The 23142-nt window shown below is 64.3% G+C and carries 20 protein-coding genes and 1 other RNA gene; 10 read left to right on the top strand and 11 right to left on the bottom strand.

Annotated features, from left to right (window positions below; translation table 11 throughout):
• Window positions 1-61: 61 nt before the first annotated feature.
• From ACOCG7_RS19620 to ffs, 7 genes are all read right to left on the bottom strand, one after another.
• Entirely contained in the window at window positions 62-874 is an 813-nt protein-coding gene (locus ACOCG7_RS19620; RefSeq protein ID WP_073426785.1) for an ABC transporter ATP-binding protein, read from the bottom strand.
• 109 nt (window positions 875-983) lie between these two features.
• A complete protein-coding gene (locus tag ACOCG7_RS19615) occupies window positions 984-2024 on the bottom strand; it encodes an ABC transporter substrate-binding protein (RefSeq protein WP_073426786.1) in 1041 nt (346 codons plus the stop codon).
• A gap of 158 nt (window positions 2025-2182) precedes the next feature.
• Window positions 2183-3442, bottom strand: a complete 1260-nt coding sequence (locus ACOCG7_RS19610; protein ID WP_073426787.1) for a CaiB/BaiF CoA transferase family protein — start codon at window positions 3440-3442, stop codon at window positions 2183-2185.
• A gap of 100 nt (window positions 3443-3542) precedes the next feature.
• Complete coding sequence (gene recR / locus ACOCG7_RS19605) at window positions 3543-4139, bottom strand: recombination mediator RecR (protein ID WP_073426788.1); 597 nt, start codon at window positions 4137-4139, stop codon at window positions 3543-3545.
• A 268-nt stretch (window positions 4140-4407) separates the two neighbouring features.
• Window positions 4408-4734, bottom strand: coding sequence for a YbaB/EbfC family nucleoid-associated protein (locus tag ACOCG7_RS19600; RefSeq protein WP_006048866.1), 327 nt, complete (start codon window positions 4732-4734; stop codon window positions 4408-4410).
• Window positions 4735-4813: 79 nt separating this feature from the next.
• Window positions 4814-7774 carry a DNA polymerase III subunit gamma/tau gene (dnaX, locus tag ACOCG7_RS19595; RefSeq protein ID WP_073426789.1) on the bottom strand — a complete coding sequence of 987 codons (2961 nt, stop codon included), beginning with the start codon at window positions 7772-7774 and terminating at the stop codon, window positions 4814-4816.
• 218 nt (window positions 7775-7992) lie between these two features.
• Window positions 7993-8091, bottom strand: an RNA gene (gene ffs / locus ACOCG7_RS19590) — signal recognition particle sRNA small type.
• 446 nt (window positions 8092-8537) lie between these two features.
• On the opposite strand from ffs, the gene trxA reads away from it, so the two are divergent.
• From trxA to ACOCG7_RS19550, 8 genes are all read left to right on the top strand, one after another.
• Window positions 8538-8864 carry a thioredoxin TrxA gene (gene trxA / locus ACOCG7_RS19585; RefSeq protein ID WP_006048864.1) on the top strand — a complete coding sequence of 109 codons (327 nt, stop codon included), beginning with the start codon at window positions 8538-8540 and terminating at the stop codon, window positions 8862-8864.
• A gap of 237 nt (window positions 8865-9101) precedes the next feature.
• A complete protein-coding gene (gene rho, locus ACOCG7_RS19580) occupies window positions 9102-10370 on the top strand; it encodes a transcription termination factor Rho (protein ID WP_006048863.1) in 1269 nt (422 codons plus the stop codon).
• A 175-nt stretch (window positions 10371-10545) separates the two neighbouring features.
• Entirely contained in the window at window positions 10546-11073 is a 528-nt protein-coding gene (locus tag ACOCG7_RS19575) for a MerR family transcriptional regulator (protein ID WP_073426790.1), read from the top strand.
• Window positions 11070-12626, top strand: coding sequence for an MFS transporter (locus tag ACOCG7_RS19570; protein ID WP_073426791.1), 1557 nt, complete (start codon window positions 11070-11072; stop codon window positions 12624-12626). Before ACOCG7_RS19575 ends, ACOCG7_RS19570 begins: the two co-directional genes overlap by 4 nt.
• Window positions 12627-12640: 14 nt before the next feature.
• Window positions 12641-13474: a M90 family metallopeptidase gene (locus tag ACOCG7_RS19565; RefSeq protein ID WP_073426792.1), complete on the top strand. Its 834-nt coding sequence runs from the start codon at window positions 12641-12643 to the stop codon at window positions 13472-13474.
• Window positions 13475-13638: 164 nt separating this feature from the next.
• Window positions 13639-13905 carry a type B 50S ribosomal protein L31 gene (locus tag ACOCG7_RS19560; RefSeq protein ID WP_073426793.1) on the top strand — a complete coding sequence of 89 codons (267 nt, stop codon included), beginning with the start codon at window positions 13639-13641 and terminating at the stop codon, window positions 13903-13905.
• Window positions 13906-14194: 289 nt separating this feature from the next.
• Window positions 14195-15952: an ArnT family glycosyltransferase gene (locus ACOCG7_RS19555; protein WP_073426794.1), complete on the top strand. Its 1758-nt coding sequence runs from the start codon at window positions 14195-14197 to the stop codon at window positions 15950-15952.
• 2 nt (window positions 15953-15954) lie between these two features.
• A complete protein-coding gene (locus ACOCG7_RS19550) occupies window positions 15955-17292 on the top strand; it encodes an MATE family efflux transporter (protein ID WP_073426795.1) in 1338 nt (445 codons plus the stop codon).
• Window positions 17293-17444: 152 nt separating this feature from the next.
• Here ACOCG7_RS19550 and ACOCG7_RS19545 read toward each other — a convergent pair whose 3' ends face one another.
• Both ACOCG7_RS19545 and ACOCG7_RS19540 read right to left on the bottom strand, forming a co-directional pair.
• On the bottom strand, window positions 17445-17888 hold the full coding sequence (locus tag ACOCG7_RS19545) for a carboxymuconolactone decarboxylase family protein (RefSeq protein ID WP_073426796.1): 444 nt from the start codon (window positions 17886-17888) through the stop codon (window positions 17445-17447).
• Window positions 17807-18337 (bottom strand): MerR family transcriptional regulator, encoded by a 531-nt coding sequence (locus ACOCG7_RS19540; protein WP_073426797.1) that lies wholly within the window; start codon window positions 18335-18337, stop codon window positions 17807-17809. Before ACOCG7_RS19540 ends, ACOCG7_RS19545 begins: the two co-directional genes overlap by 82 nt.
• Window positions 18338-18638: 301 nt before the next feature.
• On the opposite strand from ACOCG7_RS19540, the gene ACOCG7_RS19535 reads away from it, so the two are divergent.
• Window positions 18639-19220 (top strand): ComEA family DNA-binding protein, encoded by a 582-nt coding sequence (locus tag ACOCG7_RS19535; RefSeq protein WP_244744203.1) that lies wholly within the window; start codon window positions 18639-18641, stop codon window positions 19218-19220.
• Window positions 19142-19732, top strand: a complete 591-nt coding sequence (locus tag ACOCG7_RS19530) for a YidB family protein (protein WP_374709855.1) — start codon at window positions 19142-19144, stop codon at window positions 19730-19732. Before ACOCG7_RS19535 ends, ACOCG7_RS19530 begins: the two co-directional genes overlap by 79 nt.
• A 186-nt stretch (window positions 19733-19918) precedes the next feature.
• Here ACOCG7_RS19530 and clpB read toward each other — a convergent pair whose 3' ends face one another.
• Window positions 19919-22516 (bottom strand): ATP-dependent chaperone ClpB, encoded by a 2598-nt coding sequence (gene clpB / locus ACOCG7_RS19525; protein WP_073426800.1) that lies wholly within the window; start codon window positions 22514-22516, stop codon window positions 19919-19921.
• Window positions 22517-22637: 121 nt separating this feature from the next.
• Window positions 22638-23138, bottom strand: a complete 501-nt coding sequence (locus ACOCG7_RS19520) for an Rrf2 family transcriptional regulator (RefSeq protein ID WP_073426801.1) — start codon at window positions 23136-23138, stop codon at window positions 22638-22640.
• Window positions 23139-23142 lie beyond the last annotated feature (4 nt).

Raw genomic sequence — 23142 nt, 5'->3', positions numbered from 1 at the left:
GATAAGCGCAAATGCCGAACGCGACGACCGAACGCAACGGCGCGAAGCGCTGAACGCGCGGTTAAACCGCGGTCAGTTGCTGCTGGTAACCCTTGAGGACCTCATCGCGCAGCACGCTCCAGATCTGCGCGTGCAATTCGACGAAGCGCGGATGCGCGCGAATCTCGGCAACGTCGCGCGGACGCGGCAGATCGATCGTGAATTCGCCGATCGGATGCGTGCCCGGCCCGGCCGAGAGCACCACCACGCGGTCCGACATCGAGATTGCCTCGTCGAGATCGTGCGTGATGAACAGCACGGCTTTGCGTTTGGCCGCCCACAGATCGAGCAGCTCGTTTTCCATTAGCTGGCGCGTCTGGATATCGAGCGCCGAAAACGGCTCGTCCATCAGGATGATGTCGGGATCGAGAATCAGCGTCTGCGCCATCGCCACGCGCTTGCGCATGCCGCCCGACAGTTGATGCGGATAGCGGTCGCCGAAACCGCCGAGGCCGACGCGCTTGAGCCACTCGTCCGCCTTGCCGCGCGCTTCGGCCGGCGGCACGCCCTGGAACGCGAGGCCCGCCATGACGTTGTCGATAGCGGAGCGCCACGGCATCAGCGCGTCCGCCTGGAACATGTAGCCGGCGCGCCGGTTGATGCCCTTGAGCGGCTCGCCGAACACGCTGACCGTGCCCGACGACGGCCCCAGCAAGCCCGCGCCGACGTTCAGCAGCGTGGACTTGCCGCAGCCGGTCGGGCCCACCACGGAGACGAACTCGCCCGGCGCGATGCGCAGCGTGGTGTCCTTCACGGCCGTATAGCGCTGCGCGCGGTTGTCGCGCGCGGCGAACGTGCAGGTGATGTTTTCGAGCGCCAGGGCGGCAACGGTCATCGTTCGGCTCGCTTCGAGGATCGGTTTCGGTTTGTGACGTCGACAGTCAGGGGCCGCTTGCTCGGGACGAACGCGGCGCGTGTCGCGCTCGTCCCTCCCTGCCCCTGGTTTATGCCTTGACGGTGGCCAACGCCTTCTTGACGAAGTCGTTGGTCCAGGTTCTCGACAGATCGATGGGCTTGCCTTGCACGTTCGGGTCGAACGCCTGCAAGGTTTTCAGCGCGGTCGCCGGGCCGTCCGTGGGCATCAGCCCGTCCGGCGACATGGCTTCCTTCACGTGCTGCCACGCGTCCAGATACACCGCGCGGTCGCCGAGCAGGTAGCCTTCCGGCACCGTGTTGATCAACTCGGTGCCGGTTGCCGTTTGCAGCCATTTGAGCGCGCGCACCATCGCATTGGTGAGCGCCTGCGTGGTGTTCGGGTTCTTCGTGATGAAGCTTTGCGACGCGTACAGGCACCCTGCCGGCATGTCGCCGCCGAATACGCTGCGCGTGTCGGCGAGCGTGCGCGTGTCCGACACGACGCGAATCTCGCCGGTGCGCTCGAGCTTGGTCATCACCGGATCGAGATTGGCGAGTGCGTCGATCTGGCCGGACTGCAACGCGGCGATCGCGCCGGCGCCCGCACCGACGCCAATGAACGCGACGTCTTTCGCGGTGAGCCCCGCCTTACCGAGCACGAAGCTCGCCATGATCGAAGTCGACGAACCCGGCGCGGTCACGCCGATTTTCTTGCCCTTCAGATCAGCGATCGATTTGTAGTTCGGCATCGTCTTCTTCGACACCGCGAGCACGATCTGCGGCGCGCGCCCTTGCAGCACGAATTCGCGGAACGACTGCTTTTGCGCCTGCAGCAGCAAGGTGTGCTCGAACGCGCCGGACACCACGTCCGCGCTGCCGCCGACCGCTGCCTTCAACGCTTGTGACCCGCCGGCGAAATCGGAGATTTCGACGTCGAGCCCTGCTTCCTTGAAGTAGTTGCGGCGCTCCGCAATGGTGAGCGGCAAGTAATAGAACAGGTTCTTGCCGCCGACGGCGATCGCCACCTTGGTGGTTTCAGGTTTGCCCTGCGCGAAAGCGAGCGGCGCGGTGGTGGCGAGCGTGGCGCCAGCGAGCGCGGCGGTTCCGGCGAGGAAGGTTCTGCGTTGCATGTCGAGTAGTCTCCAGCTTTCGTTGTTCAGCTTTTTTCTCTTCTTGCCGCGGCGTTCGTGGGCGCCATGCCCGCGTTCGGGTTCGCGTCACCGCGTGCGGCAAGTTGCGCACGCCGTCGCTGGTCACGCGCGGCGGGCCTTGCCGGGCACGCGCTCATTCAAACGATCTGTTGCGCGTGCAAGCTTGCAATGTGGTCAGCATCATAACCTAGCGACTGTAGGACTTCATCGGTATGTTCACCCAGTTCGGGACCGAGCCAGCGCGTTTCGCCGGGGGTTTCCGAGAGCTTCGGCGTGACCGACGGCAGCGTGATGTCCTGGCCGTCCTGCCATTTGAAGCGCTGGATCATCTGGCGCGCCATGTACTGCGGATCGGTGAACATGTCCGCGACACTGTAGATGCGGCCGGCCGGCACGTCGGCCGCATTCAGCACCGCGAGCGCTTCGTCGATGGTGCGCGTCGCGAGCCATGCGGCAATCGCGCCGTCGATCTCCTGGGTGCGCGGCACGCGGCCGTCGTTGTGCGCGAGCGCCGGATCATTCGCGAGATCGTCGCGCTCGATCGCCACCATCAGCCGCTTGAAGATCGGATCGCTGTTGCCGCCGATCACGATGCTGCCGTCGCGGCACGGATACGTATTCGACGGCACGATACCGGGCAACGATGCGCCGGTGCGCTCGCGCACCATGCCGTACACGCCGTACTCGGGCACCACGCTTTCCATCATGTTGAAGACGGCCTCGTACAACGCGACGTCGACCACTTGCCCCTTGCCGCCGTTCACCTGCTTGTGATGCAGCGCCATTAGCGCGCCGATCACGCCGTGCAGCGCGGCGATCGAATCGCCGATCGAAATGCCGATGCGCGGCGGCGGCAAATCCGGATAGCCGGTAATGTGACGCAAGCCGCCCATCGATTCGGCGATCGCGCCGAAGCCGGGCCGGTCGCGATACGGCCCGGTCTGGCCGTAGCCGGATAGACGCACCATCACGAGGCCGGGATTTTCCGCGGATAGCACGTCGTAACCGAGCCCGAGTTTCTCCAGCAAGCCCGGCCGGAAATTCTCGACAACGATATCCGCTTCTTTCGCGAGGCGCCGCACGATCTCCTTGCCCTCTTCGGCCTTCAGATTGATCGTGACGGATTTCTTGTTGCGCGCCTGCACCGCCCACCACAGCGACGTACCGCCCACCTCGGGATAGAGCTTGCGCCACTTGCGCAGCGGATCGCCGCCTTTGGGATCCTCGATCTTGATGACGTCCGCGCCAAATTCGCCGAGAAAGCGCGCGGCGAACGGGCCGGCGATCAGCGTGCCGAGTTCCAGCACCTTGACGCCGGCAAGCGGGCCGGGTCGGGTGGCTTGATCGGGTTGACCTTCATGCGCGGCGCTCGTGTCTGATTCAGGGGTGACGCTCATGTGTCTCCTTTCTTCTGTCTTCGAGGTGTGCAGTGGTGGAGCGCATCAGGCGGCGATGCCTCGCCTCGCTGAAGCTGCGTGCGGCGGCGGAAGCCTCGTGCTACATCGAACGACGGTCGAGCATCGCGCGGGCGATCGTGCCGGCGTCCACATATTCGAGTTCACCGCCCACCGGCACGCCGCGCGCGAGGCGCGTGACGGCAAGACCGCGCGCCTTGAGCGTCTGCCCGAGGTAGTGCGCGGTGGCTTCGCCTTCGTTCGTGAAATTGGTCGCGAGCACGACTTCCTTGACCACGCCGTCGGACGCGCGTTTGACCAGCCGGTCGAAATGGATCTCCTTCGGGCCGATGCCGTCGAGCGGGCTCAAGCGTCCCATCAGCACGAAATAGAGACCGCGATAGGTCATCGTCTGTTCGAGCATGATCTGGTCGGCGGGTGTTTCGACGACGCACAGCAGTGTGGGATCGCGTGCGGCATCAAGGCAGACCTCGCAGATTTGCGCCTCGGTGAACGTGTTGCACTTCTCGCAGTGCTGCAGATGCTCGGTCGCGAACAGCAGCGAGCGGCCGAGCTTTTCGGCGCCCTCGCGGTCGTGCTGCATCAGGTGGTACGCCATGCGTTGCGCGGACTTCGGCCCGACACCGGGCAGCGCGCGCAGCGCTTCGACGAGCGCCGACAAGGCGGAAGGTTGTTTCATGCGGAATCGGCGTCGAAGTGGGTGTTACGCGGTATGCGGTTGACTCGGTGAGGGTCTGGTTTGCTTGCGTTGCCTAAGCTGCCTGGGTTGCTTCTACTGCTTTCGTTTCTGCGTCCGCTGCGTCGAGATTCCTGACTGCGTGCCGGACAGGCGCGCGGGATCGCCCCGAGCGCGCCGGCGCGCATGGCAAGCGCGCGCGGCTCGCGTTCAGCTTACGCAGCGGCGCGGCATGACCGCAGCCACGCGCGCCGCGTCGAGCGCCGCGGGTTCAGAACGGCAGCTTGAAGCCCGGAGGCAGCGGCAGGCCCGAGGTCATGCCGCCCATTTTTTCCTGAGCAGTGGCTTCGGCCTTGCGCACGGCGTCGTTGAATGCAGCGGCGACGAGGTCTTCCAGCATGTCCTTGTCGTCGGCGAGCAGGCTCGGGTCGATCGACACGCGGCGCACGTCGTTCTTGCAGGTCATCGTCACCTTCACGAGACCGGCGCCCGACTGCCCCTCGACTTCGATCTGCGCGAGTTGCTCCTGCATCTTCTTCATGTTTTCCTGCATCTGCTGGGCTTGTTTCATCAGCCCGGCGAGTTGGCCTTTCATCATGGACGTGCTCCTTCGTGATAGCGTGAAATTCGGTGAATCGGGCGCGCTCGGGCGCTTCAGTGTTATTGGGCGAGGCGAATCAGTGGGCCGGCGGCGCGCCGTTCTGACCCGCGTCCGGCGTGATCGGACGGATCGAGCCGGGCACGATGCTCGCGCCGAACTCGCGGATCAGCGACTGCACGAACGGATCGGCGCCGATCTCGCGCTCCGCTTCCCGCTGACGCTGCGCGCGCATGGCGGCGTCGTGCGCGGCCGCTGTGCGGCGCGCCGCGCCGACCTCGACCAGCACGTCGACATTGTGGCCGAGCTTTTCGGCGAGCGCCGCTTTCAGTTTAGCGACCTGCGAGGCTTCCGCGTACTGCGGCACCGGCACGTTGAGTTTGAGCGTGTTGCCTTCGAGCGCCATCAGTTCGCTATTGAACGCGAGCTGATACGAAATGCCCTTGAGCGGCAGGTCGACGGCGAGCGCCGGCCAGTCGCCCTTGAAGCCCAGCGGATCGAGCGGCACGGCGGGCGGCAGCGGACGTTCATCGACCTCCGGCGCCGGTGCGGGTGCGGCGTTCACGCGGACGTCGTCGGGGCCGCTGTCGAATACCGGCATGTAATCGTCGTCAGGCAATCCGTAATAGCCTTCGTCCGCTGCCGTGAGCGGCAGGTAATCGTCGGGAGGCATGTCGTCCCACGGCGGCATCGGCGAGCCGTTCCGCTCGACGCCGTTCTGTCCGGTGCCGTTGCGCTGGGCCGGCACCGCTGACGACGGCGCGCGTGCAGCCGGCGCGGCATCTTGCGGCGCGCGACGCGCGGCGCCGGGCGTCGGCACGGGAACGACCACGCGCGGCGCGGCGGGTTTGGGCGCGGCTGAAGCGGTGGGCTTCGCGGACGCTGCGGGGGTGGCGCGGCCACGGTCCGACGATACTTTCAGACCCGCGCTGCGCAAGACATCGAGTGCGGCGCTCGCACCGCCCGCGCGGCGCGGTGGCGCATCGGCTGCGGTTTGTGGTTCCCGTTCTCGCGACGCCGCTACCGCCGCGACTTGCTCCGTGCCTCCGGCGGCGGCTGCGGCCGGTGCGGTGAGCGCGGACGCAGGCGTCGGGTCATCGGGGCCGGCTGCTCGAGGCGGTTGGTTGACTGCCGGCTCGGCAGGCGCGTCTTCCCACGGAGCCAACGCTCGCGCTGCGGTGGGCTGAGTGGGCGTGGATGCCTGGGCCGCGGGTGTCGCGTCAGCCGCTGGCGCCGCTCTGGCGCCGGTTGCCATGGGTGCGGGCGCAGCAGGCGCGATTTCGGACACCGGCGCATCGGTTGGCATGGGGGTCGATGCCGTTGGCGTCACCTCGGGCACCGGCACAACGTTTGCCACCGAACTGGCGTCATTTGCCGTCGGTGTCGATGCGGTGGGTATCCCCTCGGGCAACGGCGCAACTGCCGCCGAACTGGCGCCGGTTGCCATCGGTGCCGACGCCGCGGGTGTTACGTCGGCCGCCGCTGCCGCTGACTCGGCATTCGCGCCGTCCGCTATAGGCGCTGGCGCTGAGTTCACTGGATCACAAACCGGCGCCGACTCATCGACGTCAGTCGCTTCGGCAATATTTTTCGGTTCTGGCGCCGTTACAGTGCCTTCGGCGGAATTCGCATGCACGGGTCGCGCGCCGCCCACCGCAGCTTGCGCCTGAACGGCACCGGTGGTTTCCTCGGCAGGCGCCGCACTTTTAGTGGACACGCCAGAGACGGCGCCCTTCTCCGTCATCGCACCCGAAACCTGCGAGTCACGGACCGCCGCGCCAGCGCTGGCCGTTTCCCGCGCGTCCGGCTGCGCGACCGCTGCGGCAGCCGTTGCCGGCAAACCTGCCGCGCCGCGCTGCGCGGCCACTGCCGGCGTGCCGGCGCGCTGCGCGCCGCCCGCGCCCGCCTGACCCGCCTGACGCGCGGCACCGCCCACGCCGCCACCGCCGCCCGTAGGCGCCGGCTCGAACGCCAGCATGCGCAGCAGCGTCATCGTGAAGCCGGCGTATTCGTCGGGCGCGAGCCCCAGTTCGCTTCGGCCGATCGTCGCGATCTGATAGAACAATTGCACCCGCTCCGCGCTCAACGCTTCGGCGAAACGGCGCAAATCGCCTGCTTCAGGCCATTCGTCCAGCACCGACGCCGGCGCGAACTGCGCCCACGCGATACGGTGCAGCAGGCTCGCCAGATCCTGCAGCGCCGTCGAAAACGACAGGCTGCGCAGCGCCATCTCGTCGGCCACCGACAATACCGCGGCGCCGTCGCCGTCCGCCAGCGCGTCGAGCAGGCGTATCAGATAGCTTTGATCGAGCGCGCCGAGCATGCCGCGCACGGCTTCTTCATTGACCTGATTGGCCGAGTAGGCAATCGCCTGATCGGTCAGCGAGAGCGCGTCGCGCATGGAGCCGTCGGCCGCGCGCGCGAGCAGGCGCAGCGCCTGGGCGTCGTACGGCACCTTCTCTTCGCCGAGAATGCGCTCGAGATGCGAGACGATATGGCCGGCCGGCATCTGCTTCAGATTGAACTGCAAGCAGCGCGACAGCACGGTAACGGGAATCTTCTGCGGATCGGTTGTGGCGAGAATGAACTTGACGTGCGACGGCGGTTCTTCCAGCGTCTTCAGCATCGCGTTGAACGCGTGGTTGGTCAGCATGTGCACTTCGTCGATCATGTAGACCTTGAAGCGCGCATCGACCGGCGCGTACACCGCGCGCTCCAGCAACGCCGCCATTTCGTCGACGCCGCGATTGCTCGCCGCGTCCATTTCCACGTAATCGACAAAGCGCCCTTCGTCGATCTCGCGGCACGCGCGGCACACGCCGCACGGTGTGGAGGTCACGCCGGTTTCGCAATTCAGCGCCTTGGCGAAGATGCGCGACAGCGTGGTTTTGCCGACGCCGCGCGTACCGGTAAACAGATAGGCATGGTGCAAACGGCCACCGTCGAGCGCGTGCGTGAGCGCGCGCACCACGTGCTCCTGTCCGACGAGCGAAGCGAAATCCTTCGGCCGCCATTTGCGTGCGAGAACTTGATAGGTCATCTGGAAATTGTATCAGTAACGATGCCGTGCAAAACCGAATCAGACGGCATGCGAACGCACGTTGCCGCCGCATTGAAAGTGGCTAACGGACCGATAGAAAAAAATAGATGAAGTGCGCGGACGACGCTACCACGGCATGACGGCATGCAATTCGCACAGCGGAAACGCTGGGACAAAACCGGAGTTGGGGGTAAGGCAGAGGAAGACAGAAAAAGGAAGGTGACGAGCCCGACCCTCGGCACTGGTGGAAAACGGCTGTGGCTGCTTCGTTCCCGACCTGACCAGGTTGACCATCCCTCCATGCGAGGAGGCCCGTCACGAAACATTCTATCACCGCTTGGATCGTCGCGCGACTGTTAATACGGCCAAAGCCGCATTGGCACGTCGAATCGCGAGCTTTGCATCACGTATCGCTCTGCCCACGACGGGCGTCGACGCCACTTGATGTTTGCCGCAAGCGTCACCAGATGGGGGATGTCGTGGCTAGTGAAAGAGGGTGGCACTTCATCGGCAGCCGTCGTCGGCCCCACTGCCCCTGACGAGTACTATCGCCCCCGGCAACGCATAGCGAATTAAGCTAAACTGCTATTCGGATGACCCGCAACCGCGCGCCTTCCGCACATTCGGGAACCGGGTCTTCGCGTTTTCCGGGCTGTGTCGGCAAGGCTCCGATTGCGGCAAAGCGAACAGAAGTTTCCTTGGGTTTTGACGTATCGTGGCGAGCAATTCAGGCGGGCCTCGAACCGATAGAGGTATTCATACAATGAGCGAACAAATCAAGCATATTAGCGACGCATCGTTCGAACAGGACGTCGTGAAATCCGATAAACCCGTGCTGCTCGATTTCTGGGCTGAATGGTGCGGTCCGTGCAAGATGATCGCGCCGATCCTCGACGAAGTCGCGAAGGATTACGCCGATCGCCTGCAAATCGCCAAGATCAACGTCGACGAACATCAATCGACGCCGGTCAAGTTCGGCGTGCGCGGCATTCCCACGCTGATCCTCTTTAAGAATGGCGCAGTCGCCGCGCAGAAGGTCGGCGCATTGTCGAAGTCGCAGCTCACCGCGTTCCTCGACGGCAACCTGTAAAGCGGCGCGCATCGGCACGCGGCAAGTCTCTCCAGACCGCCCCGCGCCGGTATTGAGCGTGTTGTCTACCGACAACACGCTCAACGAGAAAGATGCCATGTCGTCGCGCTGACGGCAGTTGGCGTGTGCTATGCTAGAATCCGCAAAACGTCGTGAAGACGTGTAAGTCCTTGAGCGGTTCCGCTCACTCTCCTCCCAGATTTCATTTCGTCGCACCTTCTCCTGCGGGTTCTCCGTATGCATTTATCCGAGCTTAAGACTCTGCACGTGTCCGAATTGATCGAGATGGCCAATGGCCTCGAGATCGAAAGTGCGAACCGCCTGCGCAAACAGGAATTGATGTTTGCCATTCTAAAAAAACGAGCCAAAACGGGCGACACGATCTTCGGCGACGGCACGCTCGAAGTGCTGCCGGACGGCTTCGGCTTCCTGCGTTCACCGGAAACCTCGTATCTCGCCAGCACGGACGATATCTATATCAGCCCGTCGCAAATCCGCCGCTTCAACCTGCATACGGGCGACACGATCGAAGGTGAAGTGCGCACGCCGAAAGACGGCGAGCGCTATTTCGCGCTGGTGAAGGTGGACAAGGTCAACGGCCAGCCGCCGGAAGCCTCGAAGCACAAGATCATGTTCGAGAACCTCACGCCGCTGCATCCGAACAAGGTGCTGCTGCTCGAACGTGAAATGCGTGGCGAGGAAAACGTCACGGGCCGCATCATCGACATGATCGCGCCGATCGGCAAGGGCCAACGCGGCCTGCTGGTAGCTTCGCCGAAGTCCGGCAAGACCGTGATGCTGCAGCACATCGCGCATGCGATCAAACAGAATCATCCTGACGTCGTGCTGTTCGTGCTTTTGATCGACGAACGCCCCGAAGAAGTGACGGAAATGCAGCGTTCGGTGGCCGGCGAAGTGATCGCCTCCACGTTCGACGAGCCCGCCGCGCGTCACGTGCAGGTCGCCGAAATGGTGATCGAAAAAGCCAAGCGCCTCGTCGAAATGAAGAACGACGTGGTGATTCTGCTCGACTCGATCACGCGTCTCGCGCGTGCATACAACACGGTCGTGCCGGCCTCGGGCAAGGTGCTGACAGGCGGTGTCGACGCGAATGCGCTGCAGCGTCCGAAGCGCTTCTTCGGCGCCGCGCGCAATATCGAGGAAGGCGGCTCGCTCACCATCATCGGCACCGCGCTGATCGAAACCGGCAGCCGCATGGACGACGTGATCTACGAAGAGTTCAAGGGCACCGGCAACATGGAAGTGCACCTCGAGCGCCGTCTTGCTGAAAAGCGCGTCTACCCGTCGATCAACCTGAACAAGTCCGGCACGCGCCGCGAGGAACTGCTGATCAAGCCCGAGGTTCTGCAAAAGATCTGGGTGCTGCGCAAGTTCATTCACGACATGGACGAAGTCGAGTCGATGGAATTCCTGCTCGACAAGATTCGCCAGACCAAGAGCAACTCCGAATTCTTCGACATGATGCGGCGCGGCGGCGGCAGCTAAAGCCTCGCGCAGCAACAGTCGCGGCAGACATGCCGCCTCCTTCAGAAAGCCGCTCGTCGAAAAACGAGCGGCTTTTTTTTCGTCCGCGCTCAAAAGGACGTGCAGCCCGGCAACCTGCACGTGAACGTACACGTTGCAGTACAATACGAGCACCCCGTTACGTTCATTCAAGCGTATGCCGAAGGATTCATCCGCCCTGCTCACCGTGCGCGAAGCCGCCGAACGCCTCGGCGTCACGCCGCGCACGCTGAAGTACTACGAGGAACGCGGCCTCGTCTCGCCCACCCGCAGCGGGGGCCGCTACCGGCTGTACGACGACGAAGACCTGAAGCGCTTCGGCCGCATTCTGCGTCTGCGCTCCCTCGGCTTCTCGCTGCACGGCATCACTGAAATGCTGAAGCGCCCGCTCGAACCCGTCGAGGGCGGCCACCGTTTTTCGACCGAATCACTCCAGCAGATTCGCGACGCCATCGCACAGCAGGTCGCGGCGCTCGACGCGCGCATCGAAACCATGCGCCGCGACCTCAAGGAAGCGCAGAAGCTGCGCGCCGAACTGAGCCCTGACCTCGACTATCTGGAACGGCGCCTCGCCGGCGAAAATGCGGACGCGCTCCTCGAACAACGCCGCAGCGCCCGCGCCAAATCCTCGGATGCGCTGCTTGCGAAGCCCAAGCGCGCGCGCAAGTCCGGCGGACAATCGTGAGTTCGGCATCGCCCCGCGCGCCGCTGTTCAGCGTCGACAAGCTGCGCGGCGATTTCTTTCCTTGGGTGCTGGCCGTCGTCACCGGCCTCGACTACTTCGACAATGCGATCTTTTCGTTTTTCACGAGCTATATCGCGGGCGGCATCAACGCCTCGCCCGACGAGCTCGTGTGGGCGTCGAGCGCCTATGCGATCGCGGCCGTGCTCGGCATCCTCCAGCAGCAATGGTGGGTCGAGCGCTTCGGCTATCGTCGCTACGTGGCCGGTTGCATGCTGCTCTATGCCGCCGGAGCACTCGCCGCGACGCTGTGCGAATCGTCGATCGAACTCGCATTGGTGCGCGGTGTTCAGGGCTACTTCATCGGCCCGATGATGGGCACGTGCCGCATCCTCATTCAGATGAGCTTCACGCCGCGGCAGCGGCCCGCGGCTACCCGCGCGTTTCTTATATTGATCGTCCTGAGCAGCGCGCTCGCGCCGCTGATCGGCGGCCAGTTGATCGCGCATTTCGGCTGGCGCGCGCTCTTTGCATGCACCGCGCCGGTGGGCCTGCTGTTCGCCGTGCTGGCTTTGCTCGCGCTGCCCGACTCCGGCAACCGCCTGCCGGACGAACGCGGTTCAGCGCATTTCTGGCCGTACATCGTATTCGCATTCGCGCAGGGCGCGCTGCAGATCGTGATGCAGCAAGTGCGCTTCCAGTTGTTCAGCGCGTCGCCCGAACTGATCCTGCTGACGGTCGCGGGCCTGGTCGCACTCGGCTGGTTCGCGTATCACCAGTGGCACCACCCCTCGCCGCTCGTGCGACTGCACGCGCTGCGCGAAAAGGTGTTCCAGGCCGGACTCGTGCTGTACATGTTCTATTACTACATCTCGACGGTGCTGGGCTATCTGATCTCGCGCTTCCTCGAGGGCGGACTCGGCTATCCCGTCGACAACACCGGTCAACTCGTCGGCGTGACCTCGCTGATTTCCGCGAGCGCGCTGTTCGTCTATCTGCGTTATGCGAAGCTGTTGCCGCACAAAAAGTGGATCATCGTGTCGGGGTTCGCGGTAGCCGCGCTGACCGCGGCATGGATGACGCGCATGTCGCCGGCCGTCGGCGAGTCGGCGCTGTTCGCACCGCTCCTGCTACGCGGCCTGCTGTTGCTGTTCATCGTGCTGCCGGTCGCCAATCTGACGTTTAGAATCTTCGCTATCGAAGAATTCACGCACGGCTACCGGTTGAAAAACATCGTCCGCCAGTTGACGATCTCGTTCGCGACGGCCTCGGCGATCATCGTCGAACAGCATCGGCAGGCGCTGCATCAAGCTCGCCTCGCGGAGTTCGTGAATCCGTACAATCCGGTGTTCCAGAATTCGCTTGCCGCGTTGACGAGAAGTTTCGCCGCCGCCGGCCGCCCGGCGTCCGAGGCGCACTCGCTTGCATTGGTTGAGATCAGCCGGAGCGTCGCGCGGCAGGCCAGCTTCCTGGCCTCGCTGGACGGCTTCTACTTCCTGATCGGCGTGGCGATATGCGGCGGCCTCTTTGCCGCATGGCAAAGACAGATCGACTAAAGGTTCATCAGGCCATGCTTTCGAAACTCACTCAATGGCTGGGCGCGCGCCGCCGCCACCGCGCGCTGCGCGACTACGCGATCGACGACGCGCTGTGGCAAGCCACGCTCGACGGCTTGCCGTTTCTCGCACACCTGGAGGCGCCCGACCTCGCGCGTCTGCGTGAGCTCACGAGCCTCTTCATCGCGCAAAAGGAGTTTTCGACCGCGCACGAGCTCGAACTCACCGACGCGATGACCGTCTCGATCGCCGCGCAAGCCTGTTTGCCGGTGCTGAACCTGAGCCTCGATCTGTACCGCGGCTGGGTCGGCGTGATCGTCTATCCAGGCGAGTTCGTGATCCGCAAGACCGTCGAGGACGAAGACGGCGTGGTGCACGAAGTCGAACAGGACGCCAGCGGGGAAGCATGGGAAGGCGGACCGGTGGTGCTGTCGTGGGAAGACGCGCAGATGACGGACGGCGCGGAGGCCTATAACGTCGTGATCCACGAATTCGCGCACAAGATCGACATGCTGACCGGCGAGGCGGACGGCCACCCGCCGCTCATGCGCCGTTGGCACGCGCCGCTCGATTCGGAGGCATGGGCGGACGTGTTCGACCATGCTTACGACCAGTTCTGCGCCAAAGTCGACGCGGTGCCGGAGCGCCGATGGGCGCGTTTCGAGCGCGATTGCCTGATCGATCCGTATGCGGCGGATCATCCATCGGAATTCTTCGCCGTTTGCAGCGAGGCGCTGTTCGTGAAGCCGCAGGCCTTCGAGGCGGAATATCCGGAGCTCTACCGGCTGCTCGCGCGCTATTACCGGCAGGACCCGGCGCGCGTCGGCGTGACGTTCGGTCCCGCTTGAGCGCTTCTCACTGCCGGCGAAAAGCTGCGGGAAAGTCGTCAAGCGACTGATTTTCTGGCATAATCGCCGTTTTTCGACCATAGGCAAGTGGCTCGCGCCTAGATGCGGTCCGCGCTCATAGCGGCTGCACGCGGGTTGGCTACCGCCAGATCAAAGGAAAGACCATGAAAGAAGGCATTCACCCCGATTACCGCGAAGTCCTGTTCATCGACATGTCGAACGACTTCAAGTTTGTGACGCGCTCCACCATCCAGACGCGTGAAACCGCCGAGTTCAACGGCAAGACCTACCCGCTCGCCAAGATCGAAGTGTCGTCGGAATCGCATCCGTTCTACACCGGCCAGCAAAAGATCATGGACACGGCAGGCCGCGTCGAGAAGTTCAACAAGAAGTTCGGCACGCGCGCTACCGGCAAGGCAGCAGCAAAGTAATACCGCCTCGTCGCCGGCTGTTTGCCGGCCACGCAGCAGCAAAAAAGGGCAGCGCGAGCTGCCCTTTTTTGTCGCCGGAGCTGTTGCTCTACCCAGGGTGCATGTTCGTCACGTCCCGGCTCTTCCGTGCCGGTGTTGTTACAGCTTACCCACCCACGTTGCGAGCCGTTACCGGCCGTGACGCGCATCGCACGGCACGACTACAATGCCGGATGCTCCAAATTGGCCATTCCAGCCGGACATTCCGTCCGGTCCCGGCTGCACCGCTTACCCGTTACCCACACACCGCATGAGACCTGTCGTTCGCCTCACTGCCTCCGCGACCAGTGCGTTGCCGCGCTGGCTGCTGCTCACCATTTGTATCGTCTATGCGTCGTTCGGTCTGTTCGGCCGCGATCCGTGGAAGAACGAGGACGCAGCCGGCTTCGGCGTCATGTGGACGATGGCCAACGGCGGTGTCCACGACTGGCTGCTGCCGAATCTGGTCGGCAAGTACCTGACGGAAGACGGTCCGCTCGGTTACTGGCTCGGCGCCAGCGCGATCCGCGCGCTCGCGCCGTGGGTCGACGCGAGCAACGCGTCGCGTGTGTTCACGGGTCTGCTGTTTTGCGCGGGCTGCGCGTTCGTCTGGTATGCCGCCTATCTGCTCGGTCGGCGCGCCGAGGTGCAGCCGTTCAAATATGCGTTCGGCGGCGAGCCGGAACCGCGCGACTACGGCCGCACGCTCGCCGACGGCGCGCTGCTGATCCTGCTCGCCTGCTTCGGCCTCGCCGAACGTGGCCACGAAACCACGCCGCAACTGGCGCAGTTCGTCGGCATCGCGATGCTCGTGTACGGACTGGTGCGCATGATCGACAAGCCGATTCAAGGCGCGCTGATCTGGGGCCTCGCGCTCGGTCTCGTCACGTTGGCGAGCAGCCCGGTGCTGGTCGGCGCGCTGCTGCTCGGCACGCTCTCGATGACCTTAATCGTGCGCGAGGCGCGCTCGCGCTGGCTGCTGCTGGCCGGCTTGCCGGTGGCGCTCGCCTTGTCGATCGCGTGGCCGATCGCCGCGCTCGCCGCGTTTCCCGAGGACGCCGTCTGGTATCTGCATCAATGGTTGCACGTCAGCCTGAACGCGTTCGCCGGGCCGCCCGGCTCGGTGACCGCGTACGCGCTGAAGAACCTGCCGCTCTTCACGTGGCCCGCCTGGCCGCTGGCGCTGTGGGCATGGTTCAGCTGGTCCGGCCTGCGGCGCGCGCCGCACGTGGCCATTCCGCTCTCGGTCATCGGACCGCTGCTGGTGCTGGTCGTGCTGCAAAGCCATCAGTCGAACCGGCTCTACATGCTGCTGCTGCCGGCGCTGGCGGTTCTCGCCACCTTCGCATTGCCCACGCTCAAACGCGGCGCGATCAACGCGATCGACTGGTTCGCGCTTCTGAGCTTCACGATCCTCGGCAGCTTCGTGTGGCTGGTGTACATCGCCGGGCTGACCGGCTTTCCGTATCCGCTCGCGCGCAACCTCGCGCGCCTCGCGCCGGGTTTCGCGCCGCAGTTCAAGATCCTGTCGTTCGTGTGCGCCGTCGCCGTGACGGTCTGCTGGTTCGTGCTGGTGCAATGGCGCCTCGCACGTCATCCGAAAGTCTTGTGGCGCAGCGTGGTGCTCTCGAGCGCCGGCACGACGCTGATGTGGGTCCTGCTGATGACGCTGTGGCTGCCGGTCGTCAACTACAGCCGGACCTATAAGGATGTCGCCCAGCAGATCGCGAGCCATCTGCCCGAGGACTACACCTGCATCTCGCCGGTGCGTCTGGGCAATGCGCAGATTGCGACCTTCGCCTACTTCGGCGACATGCACTTCTCGTTCGACCAGGACTGTGACGTGATCCTGCGCCAGGACACGCAGGACTTCGGCGAGCCGAGCGCGATGTCGAACTTCGTCTGGAAGCTGGTGTGGCAAGGCCGCCGCGTGGCCGACCGCGACGAACGCTTTCGCCTTTACGTGCGTATCGACCGCCCGAAACCGCCGGTCGTCAAACGCCGCGGCTGGCGCAAGAATCCCGGCTGAGCATGTTCGCCGACGTACGGAAAATCGCCGAGCTCGCATGGCCCGTGCTGATCGGCCAACTGGCGATCATCGCGTTCGGCGTGATCGACACGGCGATGGTCGGCCGTTATTCGGCCGTCGATCTGGCCGCGCTCGGCCTCGGCTCGTCGATCTACATTTCCGTCTATATCGGCTTGACCGGCATTCTGACCGCGCTCCAGCCGATTGCCGCGCAGTTGTACGGCGCGCGCCGCTACGCGGAAATCGGCGAGGAAGTGCGCCAGGCGCTGTGGCTCGCGCTTGCGTTGACCGTGCTCGGTTTTCTGATTCTCTATTTTCCGGGGCCGATGCTGCGTCTCGCGCGGGTGCCCGAAGCGCTGCACGAGCGCACGATCGCGTACCTGCGGATCCTGTCGTTCGGCTTGCCGGCGAGCCTTGCGTTTCGCGTCTACAGTTCGCTGACCAATAGCGTCGGCAAGCCGCGGCTCGTGATGATCCTGCAAATCGGCGCGCTGCTGCTCAAGGTTCCGCTCAATACGTGGTTCATCTTCGGCGGGCTCGGCGTGCCGGCGATGGGCGGTCCCGGCTGCGCGCTCGCCAGCACCGCGATCAACTGGGGACTTGCCGCCGTCGGCATGCTGGTGTTGACGCGCGTCGACGTGTTCACGCCATTCGGGATCTTCGAGCGCTTCTGCTGGCCGGTGTGGCGGCGCCAGGCGGCGCAGTTGCGTCTCGGCATTCCGATGGGCCTGTCGTATCTGATCGAAGTCACCTCGTACACCTTCATGGCGCTCTTCATCGCGCGTTTCGGCACGACGACGCTCGCGGGCCATCAGATCGCCGGCAACATCGGCGCGGTGCTGTACATGACGCCGCTCGCGATCGGCATTGCTTCGTCGACGCTGGTCGCCCAGGCGCTTGGCGCGCATCGCCCGGAAGCGGCGCGCACGCTGTCGCGGCACGGCATCATCATGGCCGTCGCGATCGCCAGTTGTTACGGCGCGATCGTGCTGGTGTTGCGGCCGTACATCATCGAAGGCTATACGACGAATAAGCAGGTCGCGGCGGCGGCGTTGCCGCTGGTGTTGATCGTCGTGGGCTATCACCTGTTCGACGCCTTGCAGATCACCACCGCGTTCGTGCTGCGCGCCTATCAGGTGGCGGTCGTGCCGACCGTCATCTATGCGCTCGCGTTGTGGGGCGTGGGACTCGGCGGCGGCTATCTGCTCGGCTTCAACGTGGGCGGCTTCACGCCGTCATGGCTGACCGGCGCGCGCGGTTTCTGGGTGGCGAATACGGCGAGCCTGGCGATTGCGGGCATCGGCCTGCTGATGTACTGGCGAGCGGTGAGCCGGCGATAAAAAGCGGCGGTCTGAAGCGGCTACATGAAGCGGCTACATGAAGCGGCTACCTGAAGCGGCTATCTGAAGCGGCTACATGAAGCAGCCGCCCGCTCATCCGGCAATCCAAAGCGGCGCGCTGCCTCGGCCACGCGCCCGCCCACGCGGCAATCTCAAGCGGCGCGCGCCTCCTCCGCCACTCGCGTTCCTTCCGGCAATTCCGCCCCGTTCGCCCGATCGTGACGCTCGAAAATCTCGCGCGCCGCGAACAGCGCATTGAGCGCCGCCGGAAAACCCGCATACAGCGCCATCTGCATGAACACCTCGACGATCTCCTCGCGCGTGCAGCCGACGTTCAGCGCCGCCTCGATATGCACCTTCAACTGCGGTTGCGCACAGCCGAGCGTGGCCAGCGACGCGATCGTTGCAATTTCCCGCGCGCGCAGATCGAGTTGCGGCCGGCTGTAGATGTCGCCGAAGCCGAACTCCAGCAGCAGACGTCCGAAATCCGGCGCGATCGGCGCGAGCGCGGCGATCACCTGTTCGCCGGCCGAGCCGTCGATTTCCTTGAGTTTGTTCCAGCCTCGGGTGTAGCGGTCGTTTTCTGCGTGTTCCATGGCGAGTCCTTTTCCGAATGTGAAGGCGATTGAGTTGCGTCGGTCTGTCGTGTCGGATCGCACCCGGTGGACGCCTGCGCGGCGGCATCGATCGCGGCCTCGTAGTAGGCGATCTTGTCGACGATCGCGCCGAGGTTGCTCTGCAACTCGTCGATCCGCGCCAAAACCGCGTCCCGGTGCGCCGCCAGCATCTGGCGGCGGGCGTCCATCGTAGGCTGGCCTTCCGCGCGCAACGCCGCGAAGGCCTGCATCCCGGCGATCGGCATGCCGGTCGCTTTCAGACGCATCACGAACTTCAGCCAGTCGAGGTCGGCCGGCGAATACAGGCGATGCCCCGCCCGCGTTCGCCCAACCGCCCGTATCAGGCCGGCCTGTTCGTAGTAGCGCAGCGTATGGGTGGAGACGCCGATGGTCTGTGCGACCTGCCCGATGGTGAGTGCTTTTGACATGACGGTACTCAGGTTAGGACTTCGAGTGCACTTTAAGTCAAGCGCGCGACGCTGTCATTTGTCGGCGCCGGCATATTTTCTTTTCGATGTATTTGATCGATAAGCTCACAAGAGCCTAATCGATAGGCAAAAGGTTTAAAGATTGTCCGCACTGATTTACTTGTCACGAATCGATCGGTATAACTCGTCGGCGTTCGCAAATAAGGGCGCGCATTTGTCCTATGCTTAAGCGCGGCGCCCGCTAACAGCATGCGCCGCCCGTTCCCCGGTTGACTTTTCTGCCCTCAATGGAGTGCTTGCCATGCTGAAGAAGCTTTTGATGCTTTGCGTTGCGTTGGCGTTGTCGCTATCGGCCGGATTCGCGGCGGCCGTCGAGGTAAATTCCGCCGACCAGGCGGCGCTCGAATCGGTCAAGGGTATCGGCCCGGCGCATGCGAAGGCGATCATCGAGGAACGCTCCAAAAACGGTCCGTTCAAGGACGCCGACGATCTCGCCGCGCGCGTCAAGGGCATCGGCAGCAAATCGGTGGTCAATCTCGAAGGGGCCGGTCTGACCATCAACGGCTCCTCCGCGCCGCCTACCGGCGCGAAGCCAGCCACGAAGTCGAGCGGCGCCGCGAGCACCAAGGCGGCGCCGGCAGCCACTACCGCCGCGCCGGCCACGGCCGCGAGCACCGCGCCGGCTACGCCTGCCGAGGCATCCGGCGCGAAACCGTCGAAGTCGAAGAAGAAGAGCAAGGCCGCGGCGTCCGAAGCCGCGGCCGCGTCCGCGCCGGCAGCCGCGGCTAGCGCGCCGGACGACGCATCCGGCGCCAAGACCTCCAAAAAGAAGGCGAGGAAGAGCAAGGCTGCATCGGCCGCGGCAGCCTCCGGCGGCGCGTAACGCCCCCAACGGCGCCGCGCAACCGCGCGGCGTTTTCACCCGCCGACCCGTCGAGCACGCGTCGGCATTCAAGAGAGACCGTCATGAGCCTACTCGACACCATCGGTTCCCTGATGGGTAAATCGCCCGAAGGCGGCGGCCAGCAAGCGCTGGTCGCAGCCGCACTCGAATTCGTCAACAACCAGCCGGGCGGCCTGAACGGCCTGATCGAGCGATTCCGGGAGAAGGGCCTCGGCGACATCGTGTCGTCGTGGGTCAGCAACGGCGAGAACCAGCCGATCGCCGCCGAGGCGCTGCAAGGCGTGCTCGGCTCTGAAACCGTCACCAACCTCGCGGCGAAAGCCGGCGTGCAGCCCGATCAGGTCAGCGGCCTGCTCTCACAGATCCTGCCGCACGTCGTCAATGCGGCCACGCCTGACGGCGAAGTGCCGGCCGAGGGCAAGCTGAACGCCACCACCGTACTCGGCGCGCTTGGCGGCCTGACGGCGCTGTTCGGCAAGGGCACCGCCTAAGCGCTTTTACCCTGCTGTTCACCTCACGCCTCGCACTGTCTGAGCAGCAAGAGCGTGGCAAATAAAAAAGCGGCAACGAAGTCACCTTCGTTGCCGTTTTTTTTAATGTCGCGCCGGCTGGAAACGGCTCGAATCGGCGCCGATTTGCCGCCGTTTCGCAGCCGTTCCCCCGCGCACTCGCGTCGCTCAATGCACGACGCGTTCGAACACCAGCTCGCCGTTTTCCAGTTCGACCGGAATCACGTCCTTCGGACCGAACTTGCCGGCGAGAATCAGCTTCGCGACCGGGTTCTCGATCTCCTGCTGGATCGCGCGCTTCAACGGCCGGGCACCGAACAGCGGATCGTAGCCGACCTTGCCGACGTGTTCGAGCGCCGCGTCCGACACCACCAGTTGCATGTCGAGCTTGGCAAGCCGTTCATGCAGACGCTGCAGTTGAATCCGCGCGATCGACTGGATGTTCGAGCGGTCGAGCGCATGGAACACCACGACGTCGTCGATCCGGTTCAGGAACTCGGGCCGGAAGTGCAGCTTCACTTCTTCCCAGACCGCGTCCTTCACCGCTTCCTGCGATTCGCCGACCATCGACTGGATCACCTGCGAACCGAGGTTCGAGGTCATCACGATCACCGTGTTCTTGAAGTCCACGGTGCGGCCCTGGCCGTCGGTCATGCGGCCGTCGTCGAGCACTTGCAGCAGCACGTTGAACACGTCGGGATGCGCCTTCTCGATCTCGTCGAGCAGGATCACGCTGTACGGCTTGCGGCGCACCGCTTCGGTCAGATAACCGCCCTCCTCGTAGCCGACGTAGCCCGGCGGCGCGCCGATCAGGCGAGCGACACTGTGCTTCTCCATGAACTCGCTCATGTCGATGCGGATCAGATGATCTTCCGAATCGAACAGGAACGCCGCCAGCGCCTTGCACAGCTCGGTCTTGCCCACACCGGTCGGCCCGAGGAACAGGAATGAACCATACGGCCGGTTCGGGTCCGCGAGACCCGCGCGCGAGCGGCGGATCGCATCGGCCACCGCGCTGATCGCCTCATCCTGACCGACCACGCGGTCGTGCAGTTTTTCCTCGATCTGCAGCAGCTTTTCGCGCTCACCCTGCATCATGCGCGACACCGGAATGCCGGTTGAGCGCGACACGACTTCGGCGATTTCCTCCGCGCCGACCTGCGTGCGCAACAACCGCGGACGGGTCGGGTTGTTCTGCTCCTTCGCTTCGGCCTGGGTCACTTCCTTCAATTGCGCCTCGAGACCCGGCAGCTTGCCGTACTGCAATTCAGCGACCTTCTCCAGCTTGCCTTCACGTTGCAGGCGCGTGATTTCCGCACGCGTGCGGTCGATCTCTTCCTTCAGTTGCGCGCTGCCCTGCACCGCGGCCTTTTCCGCCGTCCAGATTTCCTCGAGATCGGAATATTCGCGATCGAGCCGCTCGATTTCTTCCTCGATCAGTTGCAGACGCTTTTGCGACGCTTCGTCCTTTTCCTTCTTGACGGCTTCGCGTTCGATCTTCAACTGGATCAAGCGACGGTCGAGCCGGTCCATCTCTTCCGGCTTCGAGTCGATTTCCATCTTGATCTTCGACGCGGCTTCGTCGATCAGATCGATCGCCTTGTCGGGCAGGAAACGGTCCGTGATGTAACGATGCGACAGTTCGGCCGCCGCGACGATCGCCGGATCGGTGATATCGACGCCGTGATGCAGCTCGTACTTCTCCTGCAAACCGCGCAGGATCGCGATGGTGGCTTCCACCGTCGGCTCGTCGACGAGCACCTTCTGGAAGCGGCGCTCCAGCGCGGCGTCCTTCTCGATGTACTTGCGATACTCGTCGAGCGTGGTGGCGCCCACGCAATGCAGTTCGCCGCGCGAGAGCGCCGGCTTGAGCATGTTGCCCGCGTCCATCGCGCCCTCGGCCTTGCCCGCGCCGACCATCGTGTGGATTTCGTCGATGAAGACGATGGTCTGCCCTTCGTCTTTCGCGATGTCGTTCAGCACGGCCTTCAGCCGCTCCTCGAACTCGCCGCGATACTTGGCGCCCGCCAGCAACGCGGCCATATCGAGCGACAGCACGCGCTTGCCCTTGAGCGTCTCGGGCACTTCGCCGTTGACGATACGCTGCGCGAGACCTTCGACGATCGCGGTCTTGCCCACGCCCGGCTCGCCGATCAGCACCGGATTGTTCTTGGTGCGGCGCTGCAGGATCTGGATCGAGCGACGAATTTCATCGTCGCGGCCGATCACCGGATCGAGCTTGCCGGCCCGCGCGCGCTCGGTCAGGTCGATGGTGTATTTCTTCAGCGCTTCACGCTGGCTTTCGGCGTCCTGGCTGTGCACTTGCGAGCCGCCGCGCACCGCGGCGATCGCGCTTTCCAGCGACTTGCGCGACAAGCCGTGCTGACGCGCGAGGCGGCCGGCCTCGCCCTTGTCGTCGGCGATCGCGAGCAGGAACATCTCGCTCGCGATGAACGTGTCGTTGAGCTTTTGCGCTTCCTTGTCGGCCTGGTTCAGCAAACCGGTGAGTTCGCGGCCGATCTGCACGTTGCCGTCGGTGCCCTGCACTTGCGGCAGCCGCGTGATGGCATCGGCGAGCGCCGTTTGCAGCGCCTGTACGTGCACGCCGGCACGCGAGAGCAGCGAGCGCGCCGAACCGTCCTGCTGCGCGACGAGCGCCGCCAGAACGTGAACCGGTTCGATGTATTGATTGTCGTGGCCGACGGCCAGGCTCTGCGCATCCGCCAGCGCTTCCTGGAATTTAGTGGTGAGTTTGTCGATTCTCATCAAGAGACCTCCAATTTCGATTACCACCAAAATGAGGCGTTTTAGGCAGGTTTCAAGCGGGTTTCTGCATTCAGCGGCAACTATTTAACGCTCGATGCGACGGAAAATCGCCCCGCCGGCTTCACGTCAGCGGCGTGGGGCTCTCTTCCGTCGGCGCGGCGGGCACGATCGGAATGATGTTGCTCAGGCCGAGCAGCGCGGCGAGCGCGCCGTGCGGCTGCGCCATGTCGCCGATGGTATGGCGGTCGAGTTCCGCGAGGAAGGCGTTGCGCGCCGCTTCGAGCGCGCCTCGCAGCCGGCACTGCGCTGTAATGACACAGTCGCGGCGCTCGCCGTGCTGATCCGGCAGGCAGCCGACCAGCGCGAAGTCGCTTTCGGTGGCGCGCACGACCTCGCCCACGCTCAGCCCGATGGAGCGCTCGGCGAGCCGCAGGCCGCCGTTGCGTCCGCGCACGGTCTCGACCCAGCCGAGCTCGCCGAGTTGCTGCACGACCTTCATCAAATGGTTCTTGGAGATTCCGTACGCATTCGAAATGTCCTGAATCGTCGATAGTCCCTCGCGACGGACGGCGAGATACAGCAGGACGCGCAGGGAGTAATCCGTATAGTCGGTGAGTCTCATAAGT

Origin of the sequence: Paraburkholderia sp. DD10, assembly GCF_049177125.1 — a bacterium.
Taxonomy (GTDB): Bacteria; Pseudomonadota; Gammaproteobacteria; order Burkholderiales; family Burkholderiaceae; genus Paraburkholderia; species Paraburkholderia terricola.
Note: the sequence above shows the minus strand (reverse complement) of the source record. Positions and strands in the feature narration are given on the sequence as shown.